Origin of the sequence: Tsuneonella suprasediminis (assembly GCF_003605755.1) — a bacterium.
Taxonomy (GTDB): Bacteria; Pseudomonadota; Alphaproteobacteria; order Sphingomonadales; family Sphingomonadaceae; genus Tsuneonella; species Tsuneonella suprasediminis.
The window spans coordinates 242,087-262,798 of the sequence record NZ_RAHJ01000003.1; the positions used below are offsets into that span (position 1 = coordinate 242,087).

Consider the following 20,712-nt stretch of genomic DNA (forward strand, 5'->3'; position numbering starts at 1 on the left):
ATAGCGCGTGTGGCGGGCAAAACGAACAAATTCTGCCTTTGCCTCCCCCGTGGCTGAGTTGTTGACTTGGGCGCGGCTTCATCCCAAGCGGCGCGCACGATGGCCACTTTGTCCGCATCCAAAGCGCTTACACTTGCCGCCCCTCTGTCGCTCGACAGCGGACAGGTGCTGGAAGATGTGCAGATTGCATACGAGACCTACGGCGAACTGGCGGCAGACAAATCCAATGCCATCCTTGTTACCCATGCCCTGACCGGCGATCAGTATCTGGCGAGCAAACATCCCATTACCGGCAAACCCGGCTGGTGGGAACGGAGGGTCGGGTCGGGCAAGCCGATCGATACCAGCCGTTATTTTGTCATTTGCGCCAATGTGATAGGCAGTTGCCTCGGCTCGACCGGGCCAGCCAGCATTGCACCGGACGGGCAGCCATATGCCATGCGTTTTCCGGTGATTACAATCCGCGATATGGTGCGCGGCCTGGTTGGCCTGCTGGACGGAATGGGCATCGAGCGGCTCCACGCCATCGTGGGCGGATCGATGGGGGGAATGCAGGCGCTTAGCCTCGCCGCCAATTGGCCGGAGCGTGCCGAACGGGTGCTGGTGATCGCATCGACCAGCCGCCATTCGGCGCAAAACATCGCGTTTCACGAACTGGGGCGGCAGGCGATCATGGCCGATCCCAACTGGCAAGATGGCGATTATTACGCCAGCGGTGCCTCCCCCGATGCCGGGCTGGCGGTGGCGCGGATGGCGGCGCATATCACCTATTTGTCGGAAGACGGGCTGACCGACAAATTTGGCCGGAATTTACAGGATCGTGACACTAAATCGTTCGGCTTCGACGCTGATTTTCAAGTAGAAAGTTACCTGCGTTATCAGGGTAGCGGCTTTACCCGCCGTTTTGATGCTAACAGCTACCTATATATTACTCGTGCGATGGACTATTTTGACCTTGCAGAGGAACATGGTGGAAGGCTGGCAAATGCCTTCGCCGGATCGCAGGCGCGGTTCTGTCTGGTCAGCTTCGATAGCGATTGGCTCTATCCTACAGCGGAAAGCCGCCATGTCGTCCATGCGCTCAACGCAGCGGGTGCGGCTGTCAGTTTCGTGGAATTGAGCGCGCCGTATGGGCACGACAGTTTCCTGCTCGACGTGCCAGCGCTCGACCGGGTGGTTAAGGGGTTTCTCGAATGACGGTGCTGCGCCCCGATCTGGCGGTCATCGCGAATAAGATCGCCACCGGCTCGCGCGTGCTTGATATCGGCTGCGGTGAAGGCGAGCTGATGGAGGTTTTACGGACGCAGAAGGGGTGCGATGCGCGCGGGATGGAAATCGACCCGGTGCTGGTCGAACGCTGCGTCGCGCGCGGGTTGAGCGTGGTGCAGGGCGATGCCGACCGCGATCTGGTGGAGTATCCCGACAAGGCGTTCGATTACGCGATCCTGTCGCAAACGCTGCAAACCGCCGCCCGGCCCGACCGGATGCTGGACGAATTGCTGCGGGTGGGACGTCAGGCATTCGTCAGTTTCCCCAACTTCGCCCATTGGCGGATGCGCGCTGCGCTGGCATTTCGCGGGAGGATGCCGGTGACCCGGTATTTGCCCGTCAGCTGGTATGAAACCCAGAACATCCACAATGTCACTATCGACGATTTCCGCGAACTGATCGCGAAGCTGGGCGTCACGTGTGAGAATGCGTGGTTCTTTTCCGGGCAGCGCCAGATTGGCCCGCTGTGGGCGAACTTGCGCGCCGAATATGCCGTTTTTGAGTTGAGCCGATGACTGTTACGACCCGTTTCGCCCCTTCGCCCACCGGCACACTGCATGTGGGCAATATCCGTACCGCGCTGCATAACTGGTTGCTGGCGCGCAAGAATGGCGGGCGTTTCCTGCTGCGGATCGATGATACCGATGCCGAACGCAGCCGCGAAGAATATGTCGATGCGATCCGCGCCGATCTCGCCTGGCTGGGGCTGGATTACGATGGCGAGGAGCGCCAGTCGGCGCGGCTGGCGCAGTACGAGGCGGCATTTGCCGCGCTGAAGGATGCGGGCCGGGTCTATCCGGCATACGAAACCGCGCAGGAGCTGGAGCTGAAGCGCAAGATCGCGCTGGGCCGCGGCCTGCCGCCGATTTACGACCGCGCCGCGCTCGACCTGACCGATGCCGAACGTGCCGCGAAGGAAGCGGAAGGGATCGCCCCGCACTGGCGGTTCAAACTCGACCATGCAGAGTCGATTGTGTGGACCGACGGCATTCGTGGCGAACAGAAATTCGACGCCGCGCAGCTATCCGATCCGGTGATCCGCCGGGCAGACGGGTCGTGGCTCTACATGCTCCCCAGCGCCATCGACGATATCGAAATGGGTGTCACCGATGTCCTGCGCGGGGAAGACCATGTGAGCAACACCGCGGTGCAGATCCAGATGTTCACTGCGCTGCGCGGTGCGATGGGATCGGATGCGCCGATGCCCCGCTTCGCGCACGAGGCGTTGCTGGTCGGCAGCGAAGGCAAATTGTCCAAGCGGCTTGGCTCGCTCGGCTGTGCCGCATTCCGCGAACGGGGGATCGAACCGCAGGCGATCGTGGCTCTGCTCGCCCGCCTGGGCACCAGCCAGCCGGTCGAACCGATTGCCGATCGCCAGACGCTGATCGATACGTTCGACCTCTCTACGTTTGGCCGCGCCCCGGCCCGGTTCGACGATGGTGAGCTGGAGCGGATCAATACCGCGCTGATCCACCAGATGCCGTTCGCTCAGGTGGCAGAGCGTTTGCCCGCCGGGATCGACGAGGCAGGGTGGCACGCGATCCGGCCCAACCTGACGACAATGGCTGACGTGGCCGAATGGTGGAATCTGGTGACCGGGCCGATCACGGCACCGGACTTTTCCGAAGAAGACCGCGCCTATCTGGTGCAGGCTGCCGCAGCGCTGGATTTTTCCGGCGATGACCCCTGGCAGGCGCTGACCGGCACGCTGAAAGAGGCGACCGGCCGCAAGGGCAAGGCGCTGTTCCTGCCGCTCAGGCAAGCGCTGACAGGTATGGATCACGGCCCGGATATGAAAGAGCTGCTCCCGCTGATTGGCGAAACCGAAGCGCGGCGGCGGCTGGAGCAATCCGGCGCGGCTGGAAGCAAGTCCGCTTCATAGTTTGCTGCCCGGAGTTTTGGGTTGGCGCGATGCGGACGTGCTCCCCCGATACCCGCTCCCCGCCTGCAAAATAGCACCCCGTCGCCCCGGACCCGATCCGGGGCCCGGCTTAACCTTTCCGCGCCGTGCCCGAGGAAGCTGGACCCCGGCTCAAGGCCGGGGCGACGGTTTCGAAGAGGGTGCTTTGTGTGGTTGTGACAAAGACATGGCCCTCTCCCTCGTCATTGCGAGGAGCCGCAGGCGACGTGGCAATCCATGGGTCGCCCTTGCCTCTGCCACGACTGCCGCGATGGGTGGAGGCGTTGGGGGGCGTGTCACACGAAGACGCGAAGGCACGGAGTGGGTTTGGTTCGGAGGTAAGGTCGCACTGCCAATGGCTGGCAATACTATCGCGGGTATCCCCACCTTCGTCATTGCGAGGAGCCGCAGGCGACGTGGCAATCCATGGGGCGCCCTTGCCTCTGCCACGACTGCCGCGATGGACGGAGGCGTTGGGGGGCGTGTCACACGAAGACGCGAAGGCACGGAGTGGGTTTGGTTCGTGAGGTAAGGTCGCACTGCCAATGGCTGGTCAATACTATCGCGGGTATCTCCACCCTCGTCATTGCGAGGAGCCGCAGGCGACGTGGCAATCCATGGGGCGCCCTTACCTCTGCCACGACTGCCGCGATGGGCGGAGGCGTTGGGGGGGCGTGTCACACGAAGACGCGAAGGCACGGAGTGGATTTGGTTCGGAGGTAAGGTCGCACTGCCAATGGCTGGCAATACTATCGCGGGTATCCCCACCTTCGTCATTGCGAGGAGCCGCAGGCGACGTGGCAATCCATGGGGCGCCCTTGCCTCTGCCACGACTGCCGCGATGGACGGAGGCGTTGGGGGGCGTGTCACACGAAGACGCGAAGGCACGGAGTGGGTTTGGTTCGTGAGGTAAGGTCGCACTGCCAATGGCTGGTCAATACTATCGCGGGTATCTCCACCCTCGTCATTGCGAGGAGCCGTAAGGCGACGTGGCAATCCATGGGCCATACCTCGCCTTCATCACGACCATCGCGATTGGCGGCACCGTCAGTTCATGGATTGCTTCGCTCTGTTCGCAATGACGAACGGAGAAGTTGGCACTAGCGGGGAGGGGGCACCGGGAGGGGAGGCGATCTAAGCCTTATTTACCCCCGTATCGATCCGAGCTTAGTCCTCACGATGCTTCTTCAACTCATCCCCCGTCAGGGTGACGACGTGGAGCAGGTTGGTGCTGCCCGGTGTGCCGAAGGGGACACCGGCCAGCGCGATCAGCTTGCTGCCTGCTTCGCCAAAGCCGTGGCGCAGGGCCATGCGTTTGCCTTTGGCGATCATTTCTTCGAAGCTGCCGATGTCCTTGGTCGAAACCGCGTGAGCGCCCCACAGCAGGCATAGCCGCCGTGCGGTTCTGGCCGAGGGGGTCAGCACCAGCATCGGCACGCTGGGCCGTTCGCGGGCCACGCGGCGGGCGGTGCTGCCCGATCCGGTGAACACAGTGATTGCGCGGATCGGCACGGTATCCGCGATGGTCATGCAGGCGTGGCTCAGCGCGTCGGCCGTGGTGCGGTCAGGCGGGGTGTCGAGGAAGCGGACGCGGGCGATATAGGCATCGTCGCGTTCCACCTGTGTGGCGATCCGGTCCATGATGCCGACCGCTTCTTCCGGCCAGTCGCCCGCTGCCGTTTCGGCGCTGAGCATGACCGCATCGGCCCCGTCGTACACCGCATTGGCCACGTCCGACACTTCGGCGCGGGTCGGGGTCGGGCTTTCGATCATCGATTCGAGCATTTGTGTCGCCACGATCACCGGCTTGCCCGCCATGCGCGACAGGTTGACGATCTGTTTTTGCAGCGGTGGCACTTCTTCCGGGTCGAGTTCGACACCCAGATCGCCGCGGGCGACCATGATCCCGTCGCTCAGTTCGAGAATTTCGTTGAGCCGGTGCACTGCCATCGGCTTTTCGATCTTGGCGCAAAGGGCCGGGTGCTCCGGCCCGGTGCCACCAATCAGCTTGCGGGTTTCGGCCAGATCTTCGGGCCGCTGCACGAATGACAGGCCGATCCAGTCCACCCCTTGCGCGACAGCGAAGGCGAGATCGCGGCGATCCTTTTCGGTCAGCGCGGGGATCGGCACTTCGGCATCGGGCACGTTCACGCCCTTGCGATCGGAAATCACTCCGCCGACTTCTGCCGAGCAGAGGATTTTGTCCGCCTCCGCTTCGATCACTTTCAGGCGGATTTTCCCATCGTTGATCAGCAGGCGTTGCCCCTTGGTCAGCACACCGAACAGTTCGGGGTGGGGCAATTCAACGCGGGTTTCGTCGCCGGGTTCGGGATTGCGGTCGAGCGTAAAATGGCCCGAATGGCGGATCACCGCCTGCCCATCCTTAAACGTGCCGACGCGCAGTTTCGGCCCCTGCAAGTCAGCCAGAATTGCGATAGGGCGATGGAGCGCCTTTTCCAGTTCGCGGATCGCCCTGATCGTTGCCTCGTGCGTGGCGTGATCGCCGTGGCTCATATTCACGCGGAAGGCATCTGCCCCGGCGCGAACGAGTTTTTCCAGCATGGCCGGTTCACGGCTGGCGGGGCCGACGGTGGCGAGGATCTTGACCTTGCGCTTGCGCGGATCGAGTTTTTGCATGGAATTTGCCTATGGCAGGGCGATGCGACAATACAAGGACGTATGGTAACTATGGATACGAATTCGAATGCTGCGGTCGATTCGCTGGATCAGATCGACGATGCCGTGGCCGCTGCCGCTTTTCGCAGGCTGGTGCGCCACTTGCGCCATCGTAGCGATGCCCAGAACATCGACCTGATGGGGTTGTCGGGGTTTTGCCGCAACTGTCTGGCTGACTGGATACGCGATGCCGGTTATGCTGGCAGCAAGGACGAGGCGCGCGCGGCGATCCACGGTATGCCAATGGATGAATGGAAGGCAAAGCATCAGCGCCCCGCCACCGAAGAACAGCTCGCCCGAATGGAAGCGAGCATCGCAAAAAATCGCGCCGAATAACCGATCCGGCGGGTTTCGCACTGCCGCTGCCGCCGCTATCGAGCGGGCAATCTGATTCTTACTATTCCTGACGGAGCATTATAATGGCCGAAGCCACCGACGACCGCCTGCGCCTGCTGATCGAGCGTATCGAACGCCTCGAAGAAGAAAAGAAAGGCGTCGCCGACGATATCCGCGATGTCTATGCAGAGGCCAAGGCAGTCGGCTATGATCCCAAGATCATGCGGCAAGTCGTGCGCCTGCGGAAGATGAAGCCCGACGACCGTAACGAAATGGAAATGGTGCTCGATACTTATAAGGCGGCGCTCGGCCTCGGCTGATCGCTCTAACCGGACGGAGACATACGATGGCCAGTCCCTGGAACAATGAAACCGACGGGGGCGGCATGATCGTCTCCACTACCACACTGATCGAAGGGCGACCTGTGCGCTCCTACCGCGGGATCGTGACCGGTGAAGTGATCGTGGGCGCGAATATCGTGCGCGATCTGTTTGCCTCGATCACCGATCTGGTCGGCGGGCGTTCGGGCAAGTACGAAGAAGTGCTCGCCCGCGCCCGGAAAGAGGCGATTGCGGAAATGAAGGCCGAAGCGCTGGCGCTGGGCGCGAATGCCGTGATCGGCGTGGATATCGATTACGAAGTGCTGGGCAAGACCGGTTCGATGCTGATGGTGTCCGTCAGCGGGACTGCGGTTTCGGTATAATCGCTGTTCGGCCAGGGTGACCAGGTGCCTGCAATATCAGGCGCCCACCCCTCCGCCGAACAGGACCAGCGAAATGAACAGCGCGTTATGCAGGGCATGCATCAGCACCGATGCCCAAAGCCCGCGATTGGCCCGCAGATAGCCGAGCAGCAGGCCGAGCGTGAGCTGCGGCAGAACCAGCGGCATCAGATAGAGCGTGTCGGCGCCGACGAAGTTCATCAGATGTATCGAGGCAAACGCCAGCGCGCTGAAGTAGTAGAACCAGCGAAAGTGGCGCTGGAACCAGCGCAGAGCCGGGCGGCCTCGCATCCGCCACAGCACGGCAATCGTCACCGCAATGGTCAGCAACGGTATGCCGAGCGTCACGGGCAACGCCGCGCTGCCCATTCCCTTGGGCGCGAGGACCGCTGTCAGTATCGCGCCCGCTGCCAGCACCAGCAGCGCCAGCCAGTGCCCCGCACGGCCTGACAGCCACGAACGGAAAATCGTTTCTTCCCCGATCGGCGCCAGTATGACGATAAAGCCCAGCAAAGCCGGGCCAAGCGTCATCTCGCTCAGCAGATGTTCGGGCATTTTTACGCCCGCGGCCTTGGCCGCAGCCATCCCTCCGATCAACACCGCCATCAACAGCATATCGAGCAGATAGAGCGGCAGAAGCGAGCGTATCGCGGCGCTTGGGCGGATCGTTGCGCGGTCGGGCAGAGCGGGCGAAAGCAGGAACCTGCCGAACCGGCGCCACTCGCTGAAAATCGCAGAACCGATTCCGGCCCTTGTCGGCTGCCCTTCCATGCGGCTAATGCCCCCGTCCATCTATCAGGAAATCAACACGGTCAGAACGAACCCATGGCAGGTCATTCCAAATTCAAAAACATCATGCATCGCAAGGGCGCGCAGGACAAGAAGCGTTCGGCGATGTTCTCCAAGCTGTCCCGCGAAATCACTGTCGCGGCAAAAATGGGGGCGCCCGACCCGGATATGAACCCGCGTCTGCGGCTGGCGATCAACAACGCCAAGGCGCAATCGATGCCGAAGGACAATATCCAGCGCGCCATCGACAAGGCGACTGCGAACGAAGGCGATGATTACGAAGAAATCCGTTACGAAGGCTATGGCCCCGGCGGTGTGGCGCTGATCGTCGAAGCGCTGACCGACAACCGCAATCGCACCGCGACCAACGTTCGCACCGCGTTCAGCAAGAACGGCGGCAATCTGGGTGCCAGCGGCGCGGTGAGCCACGGGTTCGAACGCAAAGGCATGATCGAATACCCGGTGAGCGTGGGTGACGAGGAAAAGGTGCTGGAAGCGGCGATCGAATCCGGGGCCGACGATGTCGAAAGCGGTGACGACGGTCACACGATCTGGACCGAAATGGAATCGCTCCACGAAGTCGCCGGTGCGCTGGAAAAGGTGCTGGGCGAAGCGGAAAACGTCAAACTGGCGTGGAAACCCAACCTGACGGTCGATGTGGACGAAGGCAGCGCGCAAACGCTGTTCAACCTGATCGACGCGCTCGACGATGACGACGATGTGCAGACGGTGTGGGGCAATTATGAAGTGTCCGACGAAGTGATGGAAAAACTCTCCTGATGTGGTCATTGCTCGCGAAGGCAATCCTCGCGGGCGCAATGATCGCGGCGATTTCGGAAATCGGGCGGCGCTTGCCGGCGACAGCGGCCATTGTCGCGTCGCTGCCGCTCGTTTCCGTTCTGGGGATGATTTTCCTCTGGCATGTCCGGCCCGACGCAGAAAACATGGCGATCCATTCGCAGGCGACGTTCTGGTACGTTCTTCCCAGCTTGCCGATGTTCCTCCTGATCCCCGCTCTGCTGCGTAACGGACTGCATTTCTGGCTGGCGCTGCTGGCCGGGTGCGTGCTGACCGTGGTGCTGTATCTGGCGATGATGCACGTCGGGTCGCGTTTTGGGCTGCGGCTGTGATCGTTCTCGGCCTCGACCCATCGCTCAGCTGTACCGGTTGGGGCGTGATCCGGGCGGAGGGCAGCCGGATTTCGCATATCGCCAACGGTCAGGTGCCGACCGATGCGAAGGCGCCGATGGCCGAACGGCTGCACCACCTGCACGATGCCATCGCCGCTGTGATTGCAACGTATCAGCCGGACCGGGTGGCGGTGGAAGAAGTGTTCAGCAACAAGAACCCGCAATCCACCCTGAAACTGGCGCAGGCGCGTGGGGCGGTGCTGGCGGCGTGTGGCCAAGCAGGCGTTGCGGTCCGCGAACATGCCGCGCGCGCGGTGAAGAAAGCGGTGGTCGGCACAGGCGGCGCCGAAAAGGCGCAAGTGCAGGCCATGCTCAAAATTCTCCTGCCCGGCGCGAAGGTCAGCGGGGCCGATGCGGCCGATGCGCTGGCAGTGGCGATTGCCGACGCCCATCTGAAAAGCGGATGAATTTTGCAAGTGATAGAAGATTTGTTGTTGCGTCGCTCCAGCCAACCTCACTAACGCCAAAATCGCCAATCGAAAAAGGCGCTTAGTGCCGGATGACGATTGCGGTGAGAGAGGCGTTGAAGCGCGATGTTCCTGGTCGTTTTTCGAAATCGAAAACGTGTCGATATCGACAGCGCGGCCTATGCTGCCGATGCCGCGGCGATGGAAACGATGGCCGCGCAACAACCCGGTTTCCGATCATTCAAGTCCTATACAGCCGAGGATGGCGAAGTGGTCGCGATAAGCGAATGGGACAGCGCGGATAATGCCCGCGCATGGGGACAGGTGAGCGATCATCGGGCGATGCAGGGCAAAGGGCGCGATCGGTACTACGCCAGTTATACCCTGTTTGCGTGCGATAATCCGCATATCCACGAATTCAGCCAAAGGGGCAGGCAATGACAATCGCGTTTTACGGTATTCCCAACTGCGACACAGTGAAGAAGGCGCGCAAGTGGCTGGACGATGCAGGCATCGCCTACACTTTCCATGATTACAAGAAAGAGGGGGCCGATCCTGCCTTGCTGCGTGCGTGGATCGCGGATGCCGGGTGGGAAGCGCTGCTGAACCGTCGCGGGACCACCTTTCGCAAACTCGAACCCGAACAGAAGGAAGGGATCGACGCGGAAAAGGCCGTCCGCCTGATGGAAGCGCAGCCTTCGATGATAAAGCGGCCGGTCGTGGTCTATCCGGGTGGTATCCTGATCGGTTTCGATGCCGATCGCTGGGCAGAGGTGCTCGGCTGAGGGGGCCTGAGTATGAGTCCCCTCGAACTGATCGGCACGGTCTTCGGGTTCATCAATATTTATCTGCTGGTTCGCCGCTCGGTGTGGAATTTCCCCGCTGCGCTGGCGATGGTGAGCTGTGTCGGCTTCGTTCTGTTCGAAGCGAGGCTCTATGCCGAAGCGGGGCTGCAGGTGTTTTTCTTCATAGTGAACCTGTGGGGCTGGTGGCTGTGGAGCCGGGTGAAAGACGCGGGCGATCAGGTGCCGGTCGGCTGGATGGGCTGGCCCGCGCGCTTCGCCTGGCTGGGGGTGACCGCAATCGCCAGCATCGCACTGGGGCTGGCGCTGCACCGCTGGACCGATGCCGCGTTGCCGATGGCCGATAGTGCTGTCGCGGGGATGAGCGTGACGGCGCAGTTGCTGCTGTCTTTCCGGCGCATCGAAAACTGGTTCCTGTGGATCGCGATCGATCTGGTGTCGATCGGGCTCTACGTGATGCGCGACCTGCCGTTGCTGGCGGTGCTCTATGTCGCGTTTCTGGCGATGTCGGTTCTGGGGCAAAGCGAGTGGACACGGGCCTATCGGCGGGAACGCAGTATGCGGCGTGAAGAGGTGGCAGTATGATCCGGGTCTGTTTTCACGGGGCCGAAAGTACGGGAAAGTCGGTGCTGGCGCGGAAACTGTCGGGCGAATTCGTTTGTCCGCTGGTGCCCGAATTTGGCCGTATCTATGCGGAAAACGTAACCACCGATTTCACGATGCCGGATCTGCTGGAGATTGCCAGCGAACAGGACCGGTTGATGCGGATTTCGTGCGAAGGGAATCCGCGGCTGGTCCTGCTCGATACCGATCCGCTGATGACGGCGGCATGGGCGCAGATGATGTTCGGTGAAATCCCCGGCGAACTGCTCGAATATGACAAGGCGGAACTGTATCTGCTTTTCTCGCCCGACGTTCCGTGGGTGGCCGATGGTACGCGATTTTTCGGCACACCTGAACTGCGGGCGCAATTCGCCGCGACGGCGGAGGCTGTGCTCCGGCAGGTGGGGGTGGTTTACGAAACCGTGTCGGGCGACTTCGCGGATCGTGAACGGCAGGCCCGCGCAGCCATTGCGCGGATGTTCGGTTGACCTGCGGGCTGGCAATGCCACAACCGCGGCTATGCGATTCTTTCCCCTCTTTGCAGCCGCTTTGATGACCGCCGCGCTTATCCCTGCGGAACCAGCGACCGCACAACTGGTTATCGGCCATCGCGGTGCCAGCGGCGAACGGCCCGAACACACGCTGGGCGCTTATGAAAAGGCGATTGACGACGGGGCCGATTATATCGAGGCCGATCTGGTCGTCACCAAAGATGGGGTGCTGGTCGCCCGACACGAAAACGATCTGACAGAGACGACCGACGTTGCCGATCATTCCGATTTCGCCAGCCGGCGCCGTGCGAAGGAAATCGACGGGCATCTGGTGAATGGCTGGTTCGCGGAAGATTTCACGCTGGCTGAACTGCGTACTTTGCGGGCGAAGGAACGGTTGCCCGGTGTCCGCCCGGCCAACACCCGTTTCGACGGGCTATGGCAAGTGCCCACTCTGGCCGAAATGGTGAAACTGGTTCGGGCGAAGCAGGCCGAGACCGGGCGCAAGATCGGGATATATCTTGAACTGAAACATCCCACCTTTCTGTTGCAGGAACAGGGCATCGATACAGTCGATTTGCTGTTGCACGAAATGCGGCAACTGGGCCTGAGCGGTAGCGATCCGGTGTTTATCGAATGCTTCGAAGTCGGCGCGTTGCAGCGGCTGAAGCAACGCAGCGAGTTCAAACTGGTGCAACTTGTCGCTCGGGAAAGCGGCCCTGCGGACGAAGCGGGAATGACCTATGCCGCGATGACCACGCCCAGCGGGCTGAAGGAAATCGCGCAATATGCCGATGCCATCGGCCCCGATCTGACAATGCTGATCGGCCCCGACGGCAAGGCCACCGCGCTGGTCGCGGATGCCCATGCGGCGGGGCTGAAAATTCACGGGTGGACCTTACGCAAGGAAAACGCCTTTCTGCCCAAGGCGCTGCAGAACGGCAGCGATCCCGCCGCCGCTGGCAACTATGCCGCTGCCTTTGCCGCGATTGCGGCAGCGGGCGTGGATGGCGTGTTCACCGATAATCCGGGCGATGCCGTGAAACTGCGCGATGGCAAATGATCGCGTCCGATGGCCCGCCCGATAGCTCGCGCGAAATGACGGACGCCGGGTGGATGCGGCAGGCGATCGCGCTCGCCGTGGCGGAAAAGGGGCGCGATCCCGCCAATACCCCGATTGCCGCGCTGGTGGTGCGCGATGGCGAAATCGTGGGGCAGGGGGTCAATCGCACCGCCGAATGCTGCGATGCCACCGCTCACGCCGAAATCGAGGCATTGCGCCATGCCGGGGCAGCGGCGGGCGAAATGCGGATCGAAGGTGCGACGCTGTATTCCACTTTGCAGCCGTGCGGCATGTGTACTTTCGCCAGCATATGGGCCGGGATCGGTCGCATCGTGTTCGGCGCCCGTCGGGAAGATGTGCACGAGATGTATTTCGAAGACCGGCATCTTTCGACGCTCGATTTCATCGCCGATGCGTACAAAGACGATATTGCGTTGCATGGCGGGGTGCTGGCGCAGGAATGCGCGCAGCTATATTTCCGCCCCGGCGATGATGTGCCGGAGAAGATGCAGGCCAACGATTGAAGTGCCTCTGCCTTATCTACGCACCGCGCTGACGATGTAGTTCAGCGACAGGTCGCCCGACAGGTGCAGGCCCTTCGCTGGCGAGAAAGCAATGCCTTGCGGCTCCCCCATCGTCAGGCCGGCATCGGCCAGCAAATCGCGCATTTCATCGGGGGTGATGAAATCGTCCCAGTGGTGTGTGCCGCGGGGGATCATCCCCGTCGCCTCTGCCGCGCCGACTAGCAACAGGCGACTGGCAGGCGTGCGGTTGGGGGTGGACAGGATCATCAGCCCGCCACCCCGATCGTTGTCGGGGGCAAGGCGTGCCGCCAGCGCAGCGACGAAGGCGGGCTTGTCCGCAACGTGTTCGATCACTTCCATCGCAGTGACGAGATCGAATGTGCCGATATTCAGCGCACCCACTTCGCCCGCGATATAGCGGATGGGCAGACCCATCCCATCGGCATGGGCGGCAGCGGCGGCGATGTTTTCCGGCGCGGCATCGACCCCGGTCACATCCGCGCCCAGCCGGGAAAGCGGTTCGCACAGTAAGCCCGCACCGCATCCGACATCGAGCGCGGCCTTGCCCGCCAGCGGCTTCGCACTGCTGCCTTGCGCGGGCCAGTGACGGTCGATCGCGGCGCGGACGAATTCCAGCCGCACCGGGTTGAGCCGGTGAAGCATGGCCGAAGACCCCTTGGGATCCCACCATTCAGAGGCGAGTCGCCCAAAATGCGCGGCCTCATCCGGTCGGATCGTTTGGCCGTCATTAGAATTCGTATCAGACAGGCTTATTGCATCGCTCATTCCACACCCCTAACAGCGCGCCGGAGCCTCTTCCAGCGGGAGATAGTTACTTGGCACGCATCGTGATGAAATTCGGCGGCACTTCAATGGCCGGGACCGAGCGAATCCGGCGTGTGGCCAATATTGTCCGCAAACAGGCGGCCAATGGCGATCAGGTCGCGGTGGTCGTTTCCGCGATGGCGGGCGAAACCGATCGTCTGGTCAATTTCTGCCGCGAGGCGAATCCGCTGTACGATCCGGCGGAATACGATGTGGTGGTCGCCAGCGGCGAACAGGTGACCAGTGGCCTGCTGGCGCTGACCCTGCAGGCGCTGGGCTGCAAGGCGCGTAGCTGGCTGGGCTGGCAATTGCCTGTTCACACCGTGGAAGCCCATGCCAAGGCGCGGATCGAAGATATCGATTCGGATGCCTTGCTGGCCAGTATGGCGGCAGGCGAAATTGCCGTGATTCCCGGCTTTCAGGGAATCGGTGGCGATGGCCGGGTGACGACTCTGGGCCGGGGCGGTTCGGATACGTCCGCTGTCGCCGTCGCGGCGGCAATCGGAGCGGACCGGTGCGATATCTATACCGACGTTGACGGTGTCTATACGACAGACCCGCGTATCGTCGCCAAGGCGCGCAAGCAGAAGGCGGTGACTTACGAGGAAATGCTGGAACTCGCCTCTGTCGGGGCGAAAGTTCTGCAAACCCGTTCGGTCGGCCTGGCGATGAAAGAAGGGGTGCGGGTGCAGGTCCTCTCCAGCTTCACTGGCGACGATGCTGTACCGGCAGACGAACTTCCCGGCACCATGATCGTGTCGGAAGAGGAAATGGAACAAATCCTGGAGGATGGCCACATGGAACGCCAGCACGTTACCGGCATCGCGCATGACAAGAACGAGGCGAAGATCATCCTTACCCGCGTGCCTGACAAGCCGGGTGCGGTGGCCAATATCTTCAGCCCGCTGGCCGATGCCAGCATCAACGTGGATATGATCATCCAGAACGTTGGCCGCGATAAGGGCGAAACCGACGTGACCTTCACTGTGCCGCAGACCGATCTGCCGCGCGCGCAGGCCCTGCTGGAAGATCGCCGCGAGGACATCGGTTTCAACCGCATCATCACTGACAGCCATGTGGCGAAGGTGAGTGTGGTTGGCGTCGGGATGAAGAGCCACGCGGGTGTTGCTTCGACAATGTTCAAGAGTCTGGCCGACCGTGGAATCAACATTCAGGCGATCTCCACCAGCGAGATCAAAGTGAGCGTGATGATCGACGAAGACGAAACCGAACTGGCCGTGCGTGTATTGCATACCGCTTATGGCCTTGATGCTGACTGATTAGAGCTACACCCAGACAATCGCTGGCGCGGATGCGATAGCGCAGCGGTCGGCCGCCTCTGGGAATATCGGGTCAACGACCGCCCTTGCCGCAGATGTCGGTAAGGGCGGTTGTCGTTTAAGCTCGCCCTCCGGCTGTCGTGGCGCTCACCACATGAAATGCAATGCCGCGCAGGTCGCAAGACCGACAGCGACGTTCATGGGCAGGCCAATTTTCAGGAAATCGGTAAAGCGATAATTGGCGGCACCATATACCAGCGTGTTGGTCTGGTATCCGATCGGCGTGGCGAAACTGGCACTGGCACCGAACATCACCGCGATCACCAGAGGACGCGGATCGTCCCCGGTTACGCTGGCCAGCCCGATGGCGATAGGCGTCATGATGACGGCGACTGCATTGTTGGTGACTACTTCGGTCAGGATCGATGTAACGGCATAGAGCATCAGCAGCAGCACGAATGGCGATGCAGAGGAAAACAACGGGCCGAGATTATCGACGATCATCTGCACCGTGCCGGCATTTTCCAGCCCTTTGCCGAATGCCAGCATCGCGAAGATCAAAACCAGCGTGTTGCCATCGATAGAGCTCCACGCTTCTTCGGGTTCGATGCAGCGGGTAAGCAAGACCATCGCCACGCCGCCAATGGCAAGCGCCTGTATCGGCATGCCGAACAGCGCGGCCAGCAGAACAACTGCCGCCAGCACAGCGATGGCCACTGGCGCTTTGGTCCGGCGGAAGGCGCGGGCGGGCGCTTCGCTGACGTCGCTCAGTCCGACATTGCTTTGCAACATCTGCGCCCCGTCGCTGCCGACAGCCAGCAACAGGCGATCGCCCGCACGACAGCGGACTTCGGCCAGTTCCGGCCCGGCCACATGGCGCGGGCGAGACAGGCCGAGAACGCGCGCCTGGATCTGCGAAAGAAGGGGGATTTCCGCCAGTCGTCGCCCGATAATCGGGTGAGAAGGGCCGATCACCGCCTCCACCAGCTTGAGATCGGCGGGCCGTTCCGGGCCGGCAGTGGCGATCCCGCCGCCGATTCCGGTCAGCCCGGTGCGGAAATCGAACTGTTCCGCCAGAGATGCCAGCTCTGCCGGACTGGCGGCGACAACCAACTGGTCGCCTTCGCTGAGAATGTGGTGTTCAAGATCGCGCCGATCGATCTGTTTGCCATGCTTGATTCCAATGACCCGCACACCGGGGCGTCGCGCAACAGCGGTCGCTCCGATTGGCGAACCGATCAGGTTGCTGCCCGGCTGCAATATCAGGTGCGACAGATAGCTGTCGCTTTCGGCGTCCTCATCCATGCTGCGGGCAGGGCGCGATGGCAGCAGGCGCGGTGCCAGCACCAGCATGAGAAGGATACCGGCCAGGCACGAGACGATGCCGACGGCTGTAATTTCGAAAATGCCGAACGGGGCCAGCCCTTTGTCGCGGGCCACGCCGTCCACCAGCAGGTTGGTCGATGTACCGATCAGAGTAAGCGTGCCGCCCAGGATCGACAGGTAGGACAACGGGATCAGCAGTCGTGTTGGGGCGATGTTCAAAACGCGGGCAAGTCGCCTGACAATCGGGATCATCACGATCACCACCGGGGTATTGTTCATGAACGCCGACGCCAGCACAGTGCCGCCGCCGATCTCGCCCAGCGCCAGTCGCGGGCGTCGCATCGTTCGGCGGATAACCCAGCCCGAAATCCCCTCCAGCGCGCCGGTGCGGAGCAGTGCCCCGGACAGTACGAACATCGCCGCTATGGTGATCGGGGCCGTATTGGAGAAGACGCCCAGCAGTTCTTTCGAATCGAGATATCCCAGAACCGTCATCGCCAGTGCGCCAACCGTTGCAATGACGACCGGGGGCCTGCGTTCGAGCAGGAAAGCGATGAACAGGGCAATCAGCAGCGCAAGCCCGATCCCGGCGGAATGCGTCTGGAGGAACGAAATCATATGCCTCGCCTACTGCAACCGTCGCCCTCCGTATATCTGCAATTTCGCGGAAGCGCGCTGGATTGACGGGCCGTCGATGCAAAGTCGCTTGCCGCGTGCCGCGCTTGGCCTTAACCGCCCGTGCGATGAGCAACTATAGCAAAACGCACGCGCTGATGCAGCGTGGCCGCGAGTTTTTGGGCACTGAACACGCGATCCTGTGCGGCGCGATGAGCTGGGTGTCCGAACGCAATCTGGTGTCCGCGATTTCCAACGCAGGCGGTTTCGGGGTGATTGCCTGTGGAGCGATGACGCCCGAATTGCTCGATACCGAGATTGCCGAAACGAAAGCACGGACGGACAAACCGTTTGGCGTCAACCTCATCACAATGCACCCGCAGCTGTTCGATCTGATCGCTGTGTGTGGGAAACATGGGGTGGGCCATGTCGTGCTGGCGGGCGGCATTCCGCCTAAGGGCAGCGTCGAAGCGATCAAGGAATTCGGCGCCAAAGTGATCGTTTTCGCGCCTACTCTGGCGCTCGCGAAAAAGCTGCTGAGGAGCGGTGGCGATGCGCTGGTGATCGAAGGGATGGAGGCAGGGGGCCATATCGGCCCGGTTTCCACCAGCGTTCTGGCGCAGGAATTCCTCCCTGTTTTGAGCGAAGACCACCTCGTATTCGTCGCGGGCGGTATCGGTCGGGGCGAAGCGATCGCGGGATATCTGGAAATGGGCGCGGTCGGCGTGCAACTCGGCACCCGGTTTGCCTGTGCCACCGAATCCATCGCGCATCCCGATTTCAAGAAGGCGTTTTTCCGTGCTGGTGCCCGCGATGCGGTGGCCAGCGTGCAGGTCGATCCGCGACTGCCGGTGATTCCGGTACGCGCGCTGAAGAACAAGGGCACCGAAGAATTTACCGCCAAGCAGCGCGAAGTCGCCGGATTGCTCGACAGTGGCGCAGTCGAAATGGCCGAAGCGCAATTGCAGATCGAACATTACTGGGCGGGTGCGCTTCGCCGGGCGGTGATCGATGGCGATATCGAAAACGGTTCGCTGATGGCGGGCCAGTCGGTCGGCATGGTCAAGGAAGAACAGCCGGTTGCGGACATTATGACGCAACTGATGGACGAATCCGAAGCGGCTTTGTCGCGGCGATAGGGTAATCGCGCTGGCGGGTGATGTGCGGGTGCGGGGGTAATTACCCGCGTTTGTTCTGGTACGTGATCCGTATCCGTACCCAGTCGCCCACTTGCGATACGCCGCCCACGCGCGGGGGACGCACTCTGAACTGCCATGCGGCCGCCAGAACTGCGCGGCCGATACCTGATCCGTTGGGCCATTCGTCTTCCAGCACGCAGTTTTCGACCCGATAATCGCGCACCGTCTGGCAGTTGATCAGCGCCCAGCCGGGGCCATTGGCGGTGGAGAGATATCCGCTCAGTTCGTCGGGATATGGCTCACGATACCATGCTGCCGCGTAGAGCGGCTGACCACCGGCGGTCGTGCCGACGCGCGGGGTATCGCCTGACGATCCCGTGTTGGGTGGGCCCATCGATCGATCGGGCGGGCCAGTCGGCAGCTTTGGCTTGATATTCGAGATATTCGACCCTGCCATCTGGTCGCGGGTGAGCGGGATCAGCGCAGCGGGCGGCGTGGTTGGCGCCGGGTTTGGAATGGGGACCGCCTGCGGTTGTGGCGGCGTCGGCTGTGGTGTGACAGGTGTGTTGGTGGCGACGCGTGGCGCGCTCTTCGCTGCCTTTTCCGGTTGCGGCGGTTCAGGGGTGTCCTTCGCCTTGTCCGGGCCGAATACGACGCTGACGAGTGTTTCGCTCATATCCGCCTGCCGATGGCTGGCGACACCCAGCGTCAGCAGCAAGGCGATAATCCCGCCTTCGATGGCAAGCGCAAGGCCAAGCCCGGTAGCGCGCCGCCGCAGGCCGGGCCAGCGGTCGTCGATCCGCTCACCTAATCGGGCAGTCAGCGCGCGCAGGGATCGGAGCATCGAATCTCAAATACGGGTGGGAGTGGGGTCGCGTCGCAACACTATAGCGCCGCAACGCGACCGATACCACGGCGGACTGCGATCAAAGCAGTTCGGACAGCATCCACAAGCCGACAGCGACGAACAACCCGGCGGCAATCCAGCGCACGACCTTCAGCGATACCCGTTCGACCAGTGCATTGCCCAGCAATACCGCCGGAACATTGGCGATCATCATGCCCAGCGTAGTGCCCGCGGCAACCGCCAGTACCGACTGGAACTGCGCGCCGAGTGCGACAGTGGCGAGCTGCGTCTTGTCGCCCATTTCGACGATGAAGAACGCAACCAATGTCGTGAGGAATGCGCCGTGGCGCGTGACCGGGCTGTCATCTTCGTCGAACTTGTCGGGGATCAGCGTCCACAGGCCCATGACGATGAAGCTGACGGCGACGGCGATGCGGAACCAGTGTGCGTCGAAGAAACCGGCGGCCAGCTCGCCCACCCATGCGGCCAGCGCGTGATTGACGATGGTCGCGAAGAATATGCCTGCAATGATTGGCAGAGGTCGGCGGAATCGCGTGGCCAGAACGATAGCCAGCAGCATCGTCTTGTCGCCAATCTCCGCCAGCGCAACGAGTGCGGTGGAGGTAGTGAAGGCTTCGAACATCGAAAAGTCTCCAGGCCGGGCGGGTCGCAAGCGCAACAGCATCGCACCCACCCGCCCGGCCTGGCGGGGGCGCAATGCCATTGGTCTCGCCCGGTGCCCACGGTGCCTGTTACGGCCCGCGTTGCTCCCCTGCCGCCATGGCCTCTCGGCCAAGTATGTTGACGGTCAGGTCCGATCCGGCATGGATCGGCGGCTACTCCCCAAAGGACAGAACGTGCGTTAGTGTAGCCCGCTCCACCTGTCCAGCCTTGTGCCTGTCTCGCTTTTCCGATCCTATATCGGCATTTCGTCCGAGGTGGACTGTGAGCAGTGCGCTGCTATCGTCGAATGGTAACAGGCTTATCTGAAAGGACCTGCCGATGTGCGATGAAACCGATCTTGCCCGATTTGCCGGACGCATCCGATCAAACGGGCTCAGTCGGCGCGGCTTCGGTGCGGCTGGAATGGCCGCCGGACTGGCGGCCTGCACACAGACAGCCACCAATGGCGCGACCGGTTCCAGCGGTTCGGCGGTGACCAACGGCGGTCTGACGGAAACAATGGTGAGCATCCCGACCGCGGATGGCGCGATGGATGCGTTCTTCGTCCATCCGGCGAAACCCGCAGCCGCGGTGATCGTGTGGCCCGATATTGCGGGCCTTCGGGATGCGTTCAAGGCGATGGCGCGGCGTCTGGCGGGGGAAGGCTATGCCGTGCTTGTCGCTAACCCGTATTACAGGGACGTGGCCGCGCCGCAATTTGCCGACTTTGCCACCTTTTTGGCCGCTGACGGGTTCCAGAAAGTGAGCGCGTGGCGGGCGAAGATGGATGCCGATGCGGTCACGCGCGACACCGAGTCTGTGGTGGCATGGCTCGATAGTCAGGGGGCCGTGGATACCGGCAAAGGTATCGGCACACAGGGCTATTGCATGGGTGGACCTTATACCGTGTGGAGCGCGGCGGCGGTTCCCGGCCGGGTCAAAGCTGCGGCCAGCTTTCACGGCGGAGGGCTGGTGCGAGAGGGTGGCCAGAGCCCGCATGCGATGTTGCCGGATACGCAGGCAGGTTTCCTGTTCGCCATCGCCCAGAACGACGATGCCAAACAGCCTGAGGCCAAGACTATCCTGCGCCAGTCGGCCGCTGCCGCAAAGCGCTCTGCCGAAATCGAAGTCTATCCTGCCGATCATGGCTGGACGGTGCCGGATTCGCCTGCATACAATCGTGAACAGGCCGAACGGGCATGGGGCAGGTTGCTCGCGCTTTATCGCACGGCTCTTGGTTGATCG

24 protein-coding genes are annotated in these 20,712 nt (G+C 62.1%); 18 read left to right on the top strand and 6 right to left on the bottom strand.

Annotated elements, in window-relative coordinates; all coding sequences use genetic code 11:
- Positions 1-99: 99 nt before the first annotated feature.
- Genes metX through gltX form a run of 3 tightly spaced genes read left to right on the top strand, consistent with a single transcriptional unit; the run spans position 100 to position 3,151 of the window.
- Positions 100-1,197, top strand: a complete 1,098-nt coding sequence (gene metX, locus D6858_RS01270; protein WP_120106521.1) for a homoserine O-acetyltransferase MetX — start codon at positions 100-102, stop codon at positions 1,195-1,197.
- The gene (gene metW / locus D6858_RS01275; protein ID WP_120106374.1) at positions 1,194-1,784 is read left to right on the top strand and encodes a methionine biosynthesis protein MetW; all 591 of its coding nucleotides are present in this window, start codon (positions 1,194-1,196) and stop codon (positions 1,782-1,784) included. The genes metX and metW overlap by 4 nt, the downstream gene beginning before the upstream one ends.
- Complete coding sequence (gltX, locus tag D6858_RS01280; RefSeq protein ID WP_120106376.1) at positions 1,781-3,151, top strand: glutamate--tRNA ligase; 1,371 nt, start codon at positions 1,781-1,783, stop codon at positions 3,149-3,151. Before metW ends, gltX begins: the two co-directional genes overlap by 4 nt.
- Before the next feature lie 1,185 nt (positions 3,152-4,336).
- Here the strand turns inward: gltX and pyk are convergent.
- On the bottom strand, positions 4,337-5,806 hold the full coding sequence (pyk, locus tag D6858_RS01285) for a pyruvate kinase (RefSeq protein WP_120106378.1): 1,470 nt from the start codon (positions 5,804-5,806) through the stop codon (positions 4,337-4,339).
- A 51-nt stretch (positions 5,807-5,857) separates the two neighbouring features.
- Here pyk and D6858_RS01290 point away from each other — a divergent pair, with 51 nt between their 5' ends.
- The 3 genes from D6858_RS01290 (at position 5,858) to D6858_RS01300 (ending at position 6,884) form a co-directional block, all read left to right on the top strand.
- A complete protein-coding gene (locus tag D6858_RS01290; RefSeq protein WP_120106380.1) occupies positions 5,858-6,181 on the top strand; it encodes a DUF1244 domain-containing protein in 324 nt (107 codons plus the stop codon).
- Between the two features lie 83 nt (positions 6,182-6,264).
- The gene (locus D6858_RS01295) at positions 6,265-6,501 is read left to right on the top strand and encodes a DUF2312 domain-containing protein (RefSeq protein ID WP_102155602.1); all 237 of its coding nucleotides are present in this window, start codon (positions 6,265-6,267) and stop codon (positions 6,499-6,501) included.
- 65 nt (positions 6,502-6,566) lie between these two features.
- Positions 6,567-6,884, top strand: coding sequence for a heavy metal-binding domain-containing protein (locus D6858_RS01300; RefSeq protein ID WP_120106522.1), 318 nt, complete (start codon positions 6,567-6,569; stop codon positions 6,882-6,884).
- 36 nt (positions 6,885-6,920) lie between these two features.
- Here the strand turns inward: D6858_RS01300 and D6858_RS01305 are convergent, their stop codons facing one another.
- Complete coding sequence (locus D6858_RS01305) at positions 6,921-7,694, bottom strand: CPBP family glutamic-type intramembrane protease (RefSeq protein ID WP_120106383.1); 774 nt, start codon at positions 7,692-7,694, stop codon at positions 6,921-6,923.
- A gap of 33 nt (positions 7,695-7,727) precedes the next feature.
- Between D6858_RS01305 and D6858_RS01310 the strand changes: the two genes are divergently transcribed.
- The 9 genes from D6858_RS01310 to D6858_RS01350 all read left to right on the top strand — a co-directional run bounded on the left by D6858_RS01310 (position 7,728) and on the right by D6858_RS01350 (position 12,772).
- The gene (locus D6858_RS01310; RefSeq protein WP_120106385.1) at positions 7,728-8,471 is read left to right on the top strand and encodes a YebC/PmpR family DNA-binding transcriptional regulator; all 744 of its coding nucleotides are present in this window, start codon (positions 7,728-7,730) and stop codon (positions 8,469-8,471) included.
- The gene (locus D6858_RS01315; protein WP_120106387.1) at positions 8,471-8,821 is read left to right on the top strand and encodes a DUF3147 family protein; all 351 of its coding nucleotides are present in this window, start codon (positions 8,471-8,473) and stop codon (positions 8,819-8,821) included. Before D6858_RS01310 ends, D6858_RS01315 begins: the two co-directional genes overlap by 1 nt.
- The gene (gene ruvC, locus D6858_RS01320) at positions 8,818-9,288 is read left to right on the top strand and encodes a crossover junction endodeoxyribonuclease RuvC (protein ID WP_120106389.1); all 471 of its coding nucleotides are present in this window, start codon (positions 8,818-8,820) and stop codon (positions 9,286-9,288) included. Before D6858_RS01315 ends, ruvC begins: the two co-directional genes overlap by 4 nt.
- A 126-nt stretch (positions 9,289-9,414) precedes the next feature.
- Positions 9,415-9,729: an antibiotic biosynthesis monooxygenase family protein gene (locus D6858_RS01325; protein ID WP_120106391.1), complete on the top strand. Its 315-nt coding sequence runs from the start codon at positions 9,415-9,417 to the stop codon at positions 9,727-9,729.
- Positions 9,726-10,073 carry an ArsC family reductase gene (locus tag D6858_RS01330; RefSeq protein ID WP_120106393.1) on the top strand — a complete coding sequence of 116 codons (348 nt, stop codon included), beginning with the start codon at positions 9,726-9,728 and terminating at the stop codon, positions 10,071-10,073. The genes D6858_RS01325 and D6858_RS01330 overlap by 4 nt, the downstream gene beginning before the upstream one ends.
- A 12-nt stretch (positions 10,074-10,085) precedes the next feature.
- On the top strand, positions 10,086-10,676 hold the full coding sequence (pnuC, locus tag D6858_RS01335; protein WP_120106395.1) for a nicotinamide riboside transporter PnuC: 591 nt from the start codon (positions 10,086-10,088) through the stop codon (positions 10,674-10,676).
- Positions 10,673-11,182 carry an AAA family ATPase gene (locus D6858_RS01340; RefSeq protein ID WP_120106397.1) on the top strand — a complete coding sequence of 170 codons (510 nt, stop codon included), beginning with the start codon at positions 10,673-10,675 and terminating at the stop codon, positions 11,180-11,182. Before pnuC ends, D6858_RS01340 begins: the two co-directional genes overlap by 4 nt.
- A 31-nt stretch (positions 11,183-11,213) precedes the next feature.
- Positions 11,214-12,248 (top strand): glycerophosphodiester phosphodiesterase family protein, encoded by a 1,035-nt coding sequence (locus D6858_RS01345; protein ID WP_120106399.1) that lies wholly within the window; start codon positions 11,214-11,216, stop codon positions 12,246-12,248.
- Positions 12,245-12,772, top strand: coding sequence for a nucleoside deaminase (locus D6858_RS01350; RefSeq protein ID WP_240623632.1), 528 nt, complete (start codon positions 12,245-12,247; stop codon positions 12,770-12,772). The genes D6858_RS01345 and D6858_RS01350 overlap by 4 nt, the downstream gene beginning before the upstream one ends.
- A gap of 12 nt (positions 12,773-12,784) precedes the next feature.
- Here the strand turns inward: D6858_RS01350 and ubiG are convergent, their stop codons facing one another.
- Positions 12,785-13,558, bottom strand: coding sequence for a bifunctional 2-polyprenyl-6-hydroxyphenol methylase/3-demethylubiquinol 3-O-methyltransferase UbiG (gene ubiG, locus D6858_RS01355; protein WP_120106401.1), 774 nt, complete (start codon positions 13,556-13,558; stop codon positions 12,785-12,787).
- A 50-nt stretch (positions 13,559-13,608) separates the two neighbouring features.
- Between ubiG and D6858_RS01360 the strand changes: the two genes are divergently transcribed.
- On the top strand, positions 13,609-14,877 hold the full coding sequence (locus tag D6858_RS01360) for an aspartate kinase (RefSeq protein ID WP_102155579.1): 1,269 nt from the start codon (positions 13,609-13,611) through the stop codon (positions 14,875-14,877).
- A gap of 147 nt (positions 14,878-15,024) precedes the next feature.
- On the opposite strand, the gene D6858_RS01365 is transcribed toward D6858_RS01360, so the two are convergent.
- Positions 15,025-16,821: an SLC13 family permease gene (locus D6858_RS01365; protein WP_120106403.1), complete on the bottom strand. Its 1,797-nt coding sequence runs from the start codon at positions 16,819-16,821 to the stop codon at positions 15,025-15,027.
- Positions 16,822-16,946: 125 nt separating this feature from the next.
- Here D6858_RS01365 and D6858_RS01370 point away from each other — a divergent pair, with 125 nt between their 5' ends.
- On the top strand, positions 16,947-17,957 hold the full coding sequence (locus D6858_RS01370; protein WP_120106405.1) for an NAD(P)H-dependent flavin oxidoreductase: 1,011 nt from the start codon (positions 16,947-16,949) through the stop codon (positions 17,955-17,957).
- A gap of 40 nt (positions 17,958-17,997) precedes the next feature.
- On the opposite strand, the gene D6858_RS01375 is transcribed toward D6858_RS01370, so the two are convergent.
- Positions 17,998-18,801, bottom strand: a complete 804-nt coding sequence (locus D6858_RS01375; protein ID WP_120106408.1) for a hypothetical protein — start codon at positions 18,799-18,801, stop codon at positions 17,998-18,000.
- An 82-nt stretch (positions 18,802-18,883) separates the two neighbouring features.
- Positions 18,884-19,447 (bottom strand): TMEM165/GDT1 family protein, encoded by a 564-nt coding sequence (locus D6858_RS01380; RefSeq protein WP_120106525.1) that lies wholly within the window; start codon positions 19,445-19,447, stop codon positions 18,884-18,886.
- 359 nt (positions 19,448-19,806) lie between these two features.
- Between D6858_RS01380 and D6858_RS01385 the strand changes: the two genes are divergently transcribed.
- Positions 19,807-20,709 carry a dienelactone hydrolase family protein gene (locus D6858_RS01385; protein WP_120106411.1) on the top strand — a complete coding sequence of 301 codons (903 nt, stop codon included), beginning with the start codon at positions 19,807-19,809 and terminating at the stop codon, positions 20,707-20,709.
- Positions 20,710-20,712 lie beyond the last annotated feature (3 nt).

Bases quoted from the DNA above. Each gene is read 5' to 3' on its own strand.
- metX (WP_120106521.1), top strand. From the start codon at position 100: ATGGCCACTTTGTCCGCATCCAAAGCGCTTACACTTGCCGCCCCTCTG.
- metW (WP_120106374.1), top strand. From the start codon at position 1,194: ATGACGGTGCTGCGCCCCGATCTGGCGGTCATCGCGAATAAGATCGCC.
- gltX (WP_120106376.1), top strand. From the start codon at position 1,781: ATGACTGTTACGACCCGTTTCGCCCCTTCGCCCACCGGCACACTGCAT.
- pyk (WP_120106378.1), bottom strand. From the start codon at position 5,806: ATGCAAAAACTCGATCCGCGCAAGCGCAAGGTCAAGATCCTCGCCACC.
- D6858_RS01290 (WP_120106380.1), top strand. From the start codon at position 5,858: ATGGATACGAATTCGAATGCTGCGGTCGATTCGCTGGATCAGATCGAC.
- D6858_RS01295 (WP_102155602.1), top strand. From the start codon at position 6,265: ATGGCCGAAGCCACCGACGACCGCCTGCGCCTGCTGATCGAGCGTATC.
- D6858_RS01300 (WP_120106522.1), top strand. From the start codon at position 6,567: ATGATCGTCTCCACTACCACACTGATCGAAGGGCGACCTGTGCGCTCC.
- D6858_RS01305 (WP_120106383.1), bottom strand. From the start codon at position 7,694: ATGGACGGGGGCATTAGCCGCATGGAAGGGCAGCCGACAAGGGCCGGA.
- D6858_RS01310 (WP_120106385.1), top strand. From the start codon at position 7,728: ATGGCAGGTCATTCCAAATTCAAAAACATCATGCATCGCAAGGGCGCG.
- D6858_RS01315 (WP_120106387.1), top strand. From the start codon at position 8,471: ATGTGGTCATTGCTCGCGAAGGCAATCCTCGCGGGCGCAATGATCGCG.
- D6858_RS01325 (WP_120106391.1), top strand. From the start codon at position 9,415: ATGTTCCTGGTCGTTTTTCGAAATCGAAAACGTGTCGATATCGACAGC.
- D6858_RS01330 (WP_120106393.1), top strand. From the start codon at position 9,726: ATGACAATCGCGTTTTACGGTATTCCCAACTGCGACACAGTGAAGAAG.
- pnuC (WP_120106395.1), top strand. From the start codon at position 10,086: ATGAGTCCCCTCGAACTGATCGGCACGGTCTTCGGGTTCATCAATATT.
- D6858_RS01340 (WP_120106397.1), top strand. From the start codon at position 10,673: ATGATCCGGGTCTGTTTTCACGGGGCCGAAAGTACGGGAAAGTCGGTG.
- D6858_RS01345 (WP_120106399.1), top strand. From the start codon at position 11,214: ATGCGATTCTTTCCCCTCTTTGCAGCCGCTTTGATGACCGCCGCGCTT.
- D6858_RS01350 (WP_240623632.1), top strand. From the start codon at position 12,245: ATGATCGCGTCCGATGGCCCGCCCGATAGCTCGCGCGAAATGACGGAC.
- ubiG (WP_120106401.1), bottom strand. From the start codon at position 13,558: ATGAGCGATGCAATAAGCCTGTCTGATACGAATTCTAATGACGGCCAA.
- D6858_RS01365 (WP_120106403.1), bottom strand. From the start codon at position 16,821: ATGATTTCGTTCCTCCAGACGCATTCCGCCGGGATCGGGCTTGCGCTG.
- D6858_RS01370 (WP_120106405.1), top strand. From the start codon at position 16,947: ATGAGCAACTATAGCAAAACGCACGCGCTGATGCAGCGTGGCCGCGAG.
- D6858_RS01375 (WP_120106408.1), bottom strand. From the start codon at position 18,801: ATGCTCCGATCCCTGCGCGCGCTGACTGCCCGATTAGGTGAGCGGATC.
- D6858_RS01380 (WP_120106525.1), bottom strand. From the start codon at position 19,447: ATGTTCGAAGCCTTCACTACCTCCACCGCACTCGTTGCGCTGGCGGAG.
- D6858_RS01385 (WP_120106411.1), top strand. From the start codon at position 19,807: ATGTGCGATGAAACCGATCTTGCCCGATTTGCCGGACGCATCCGATCA.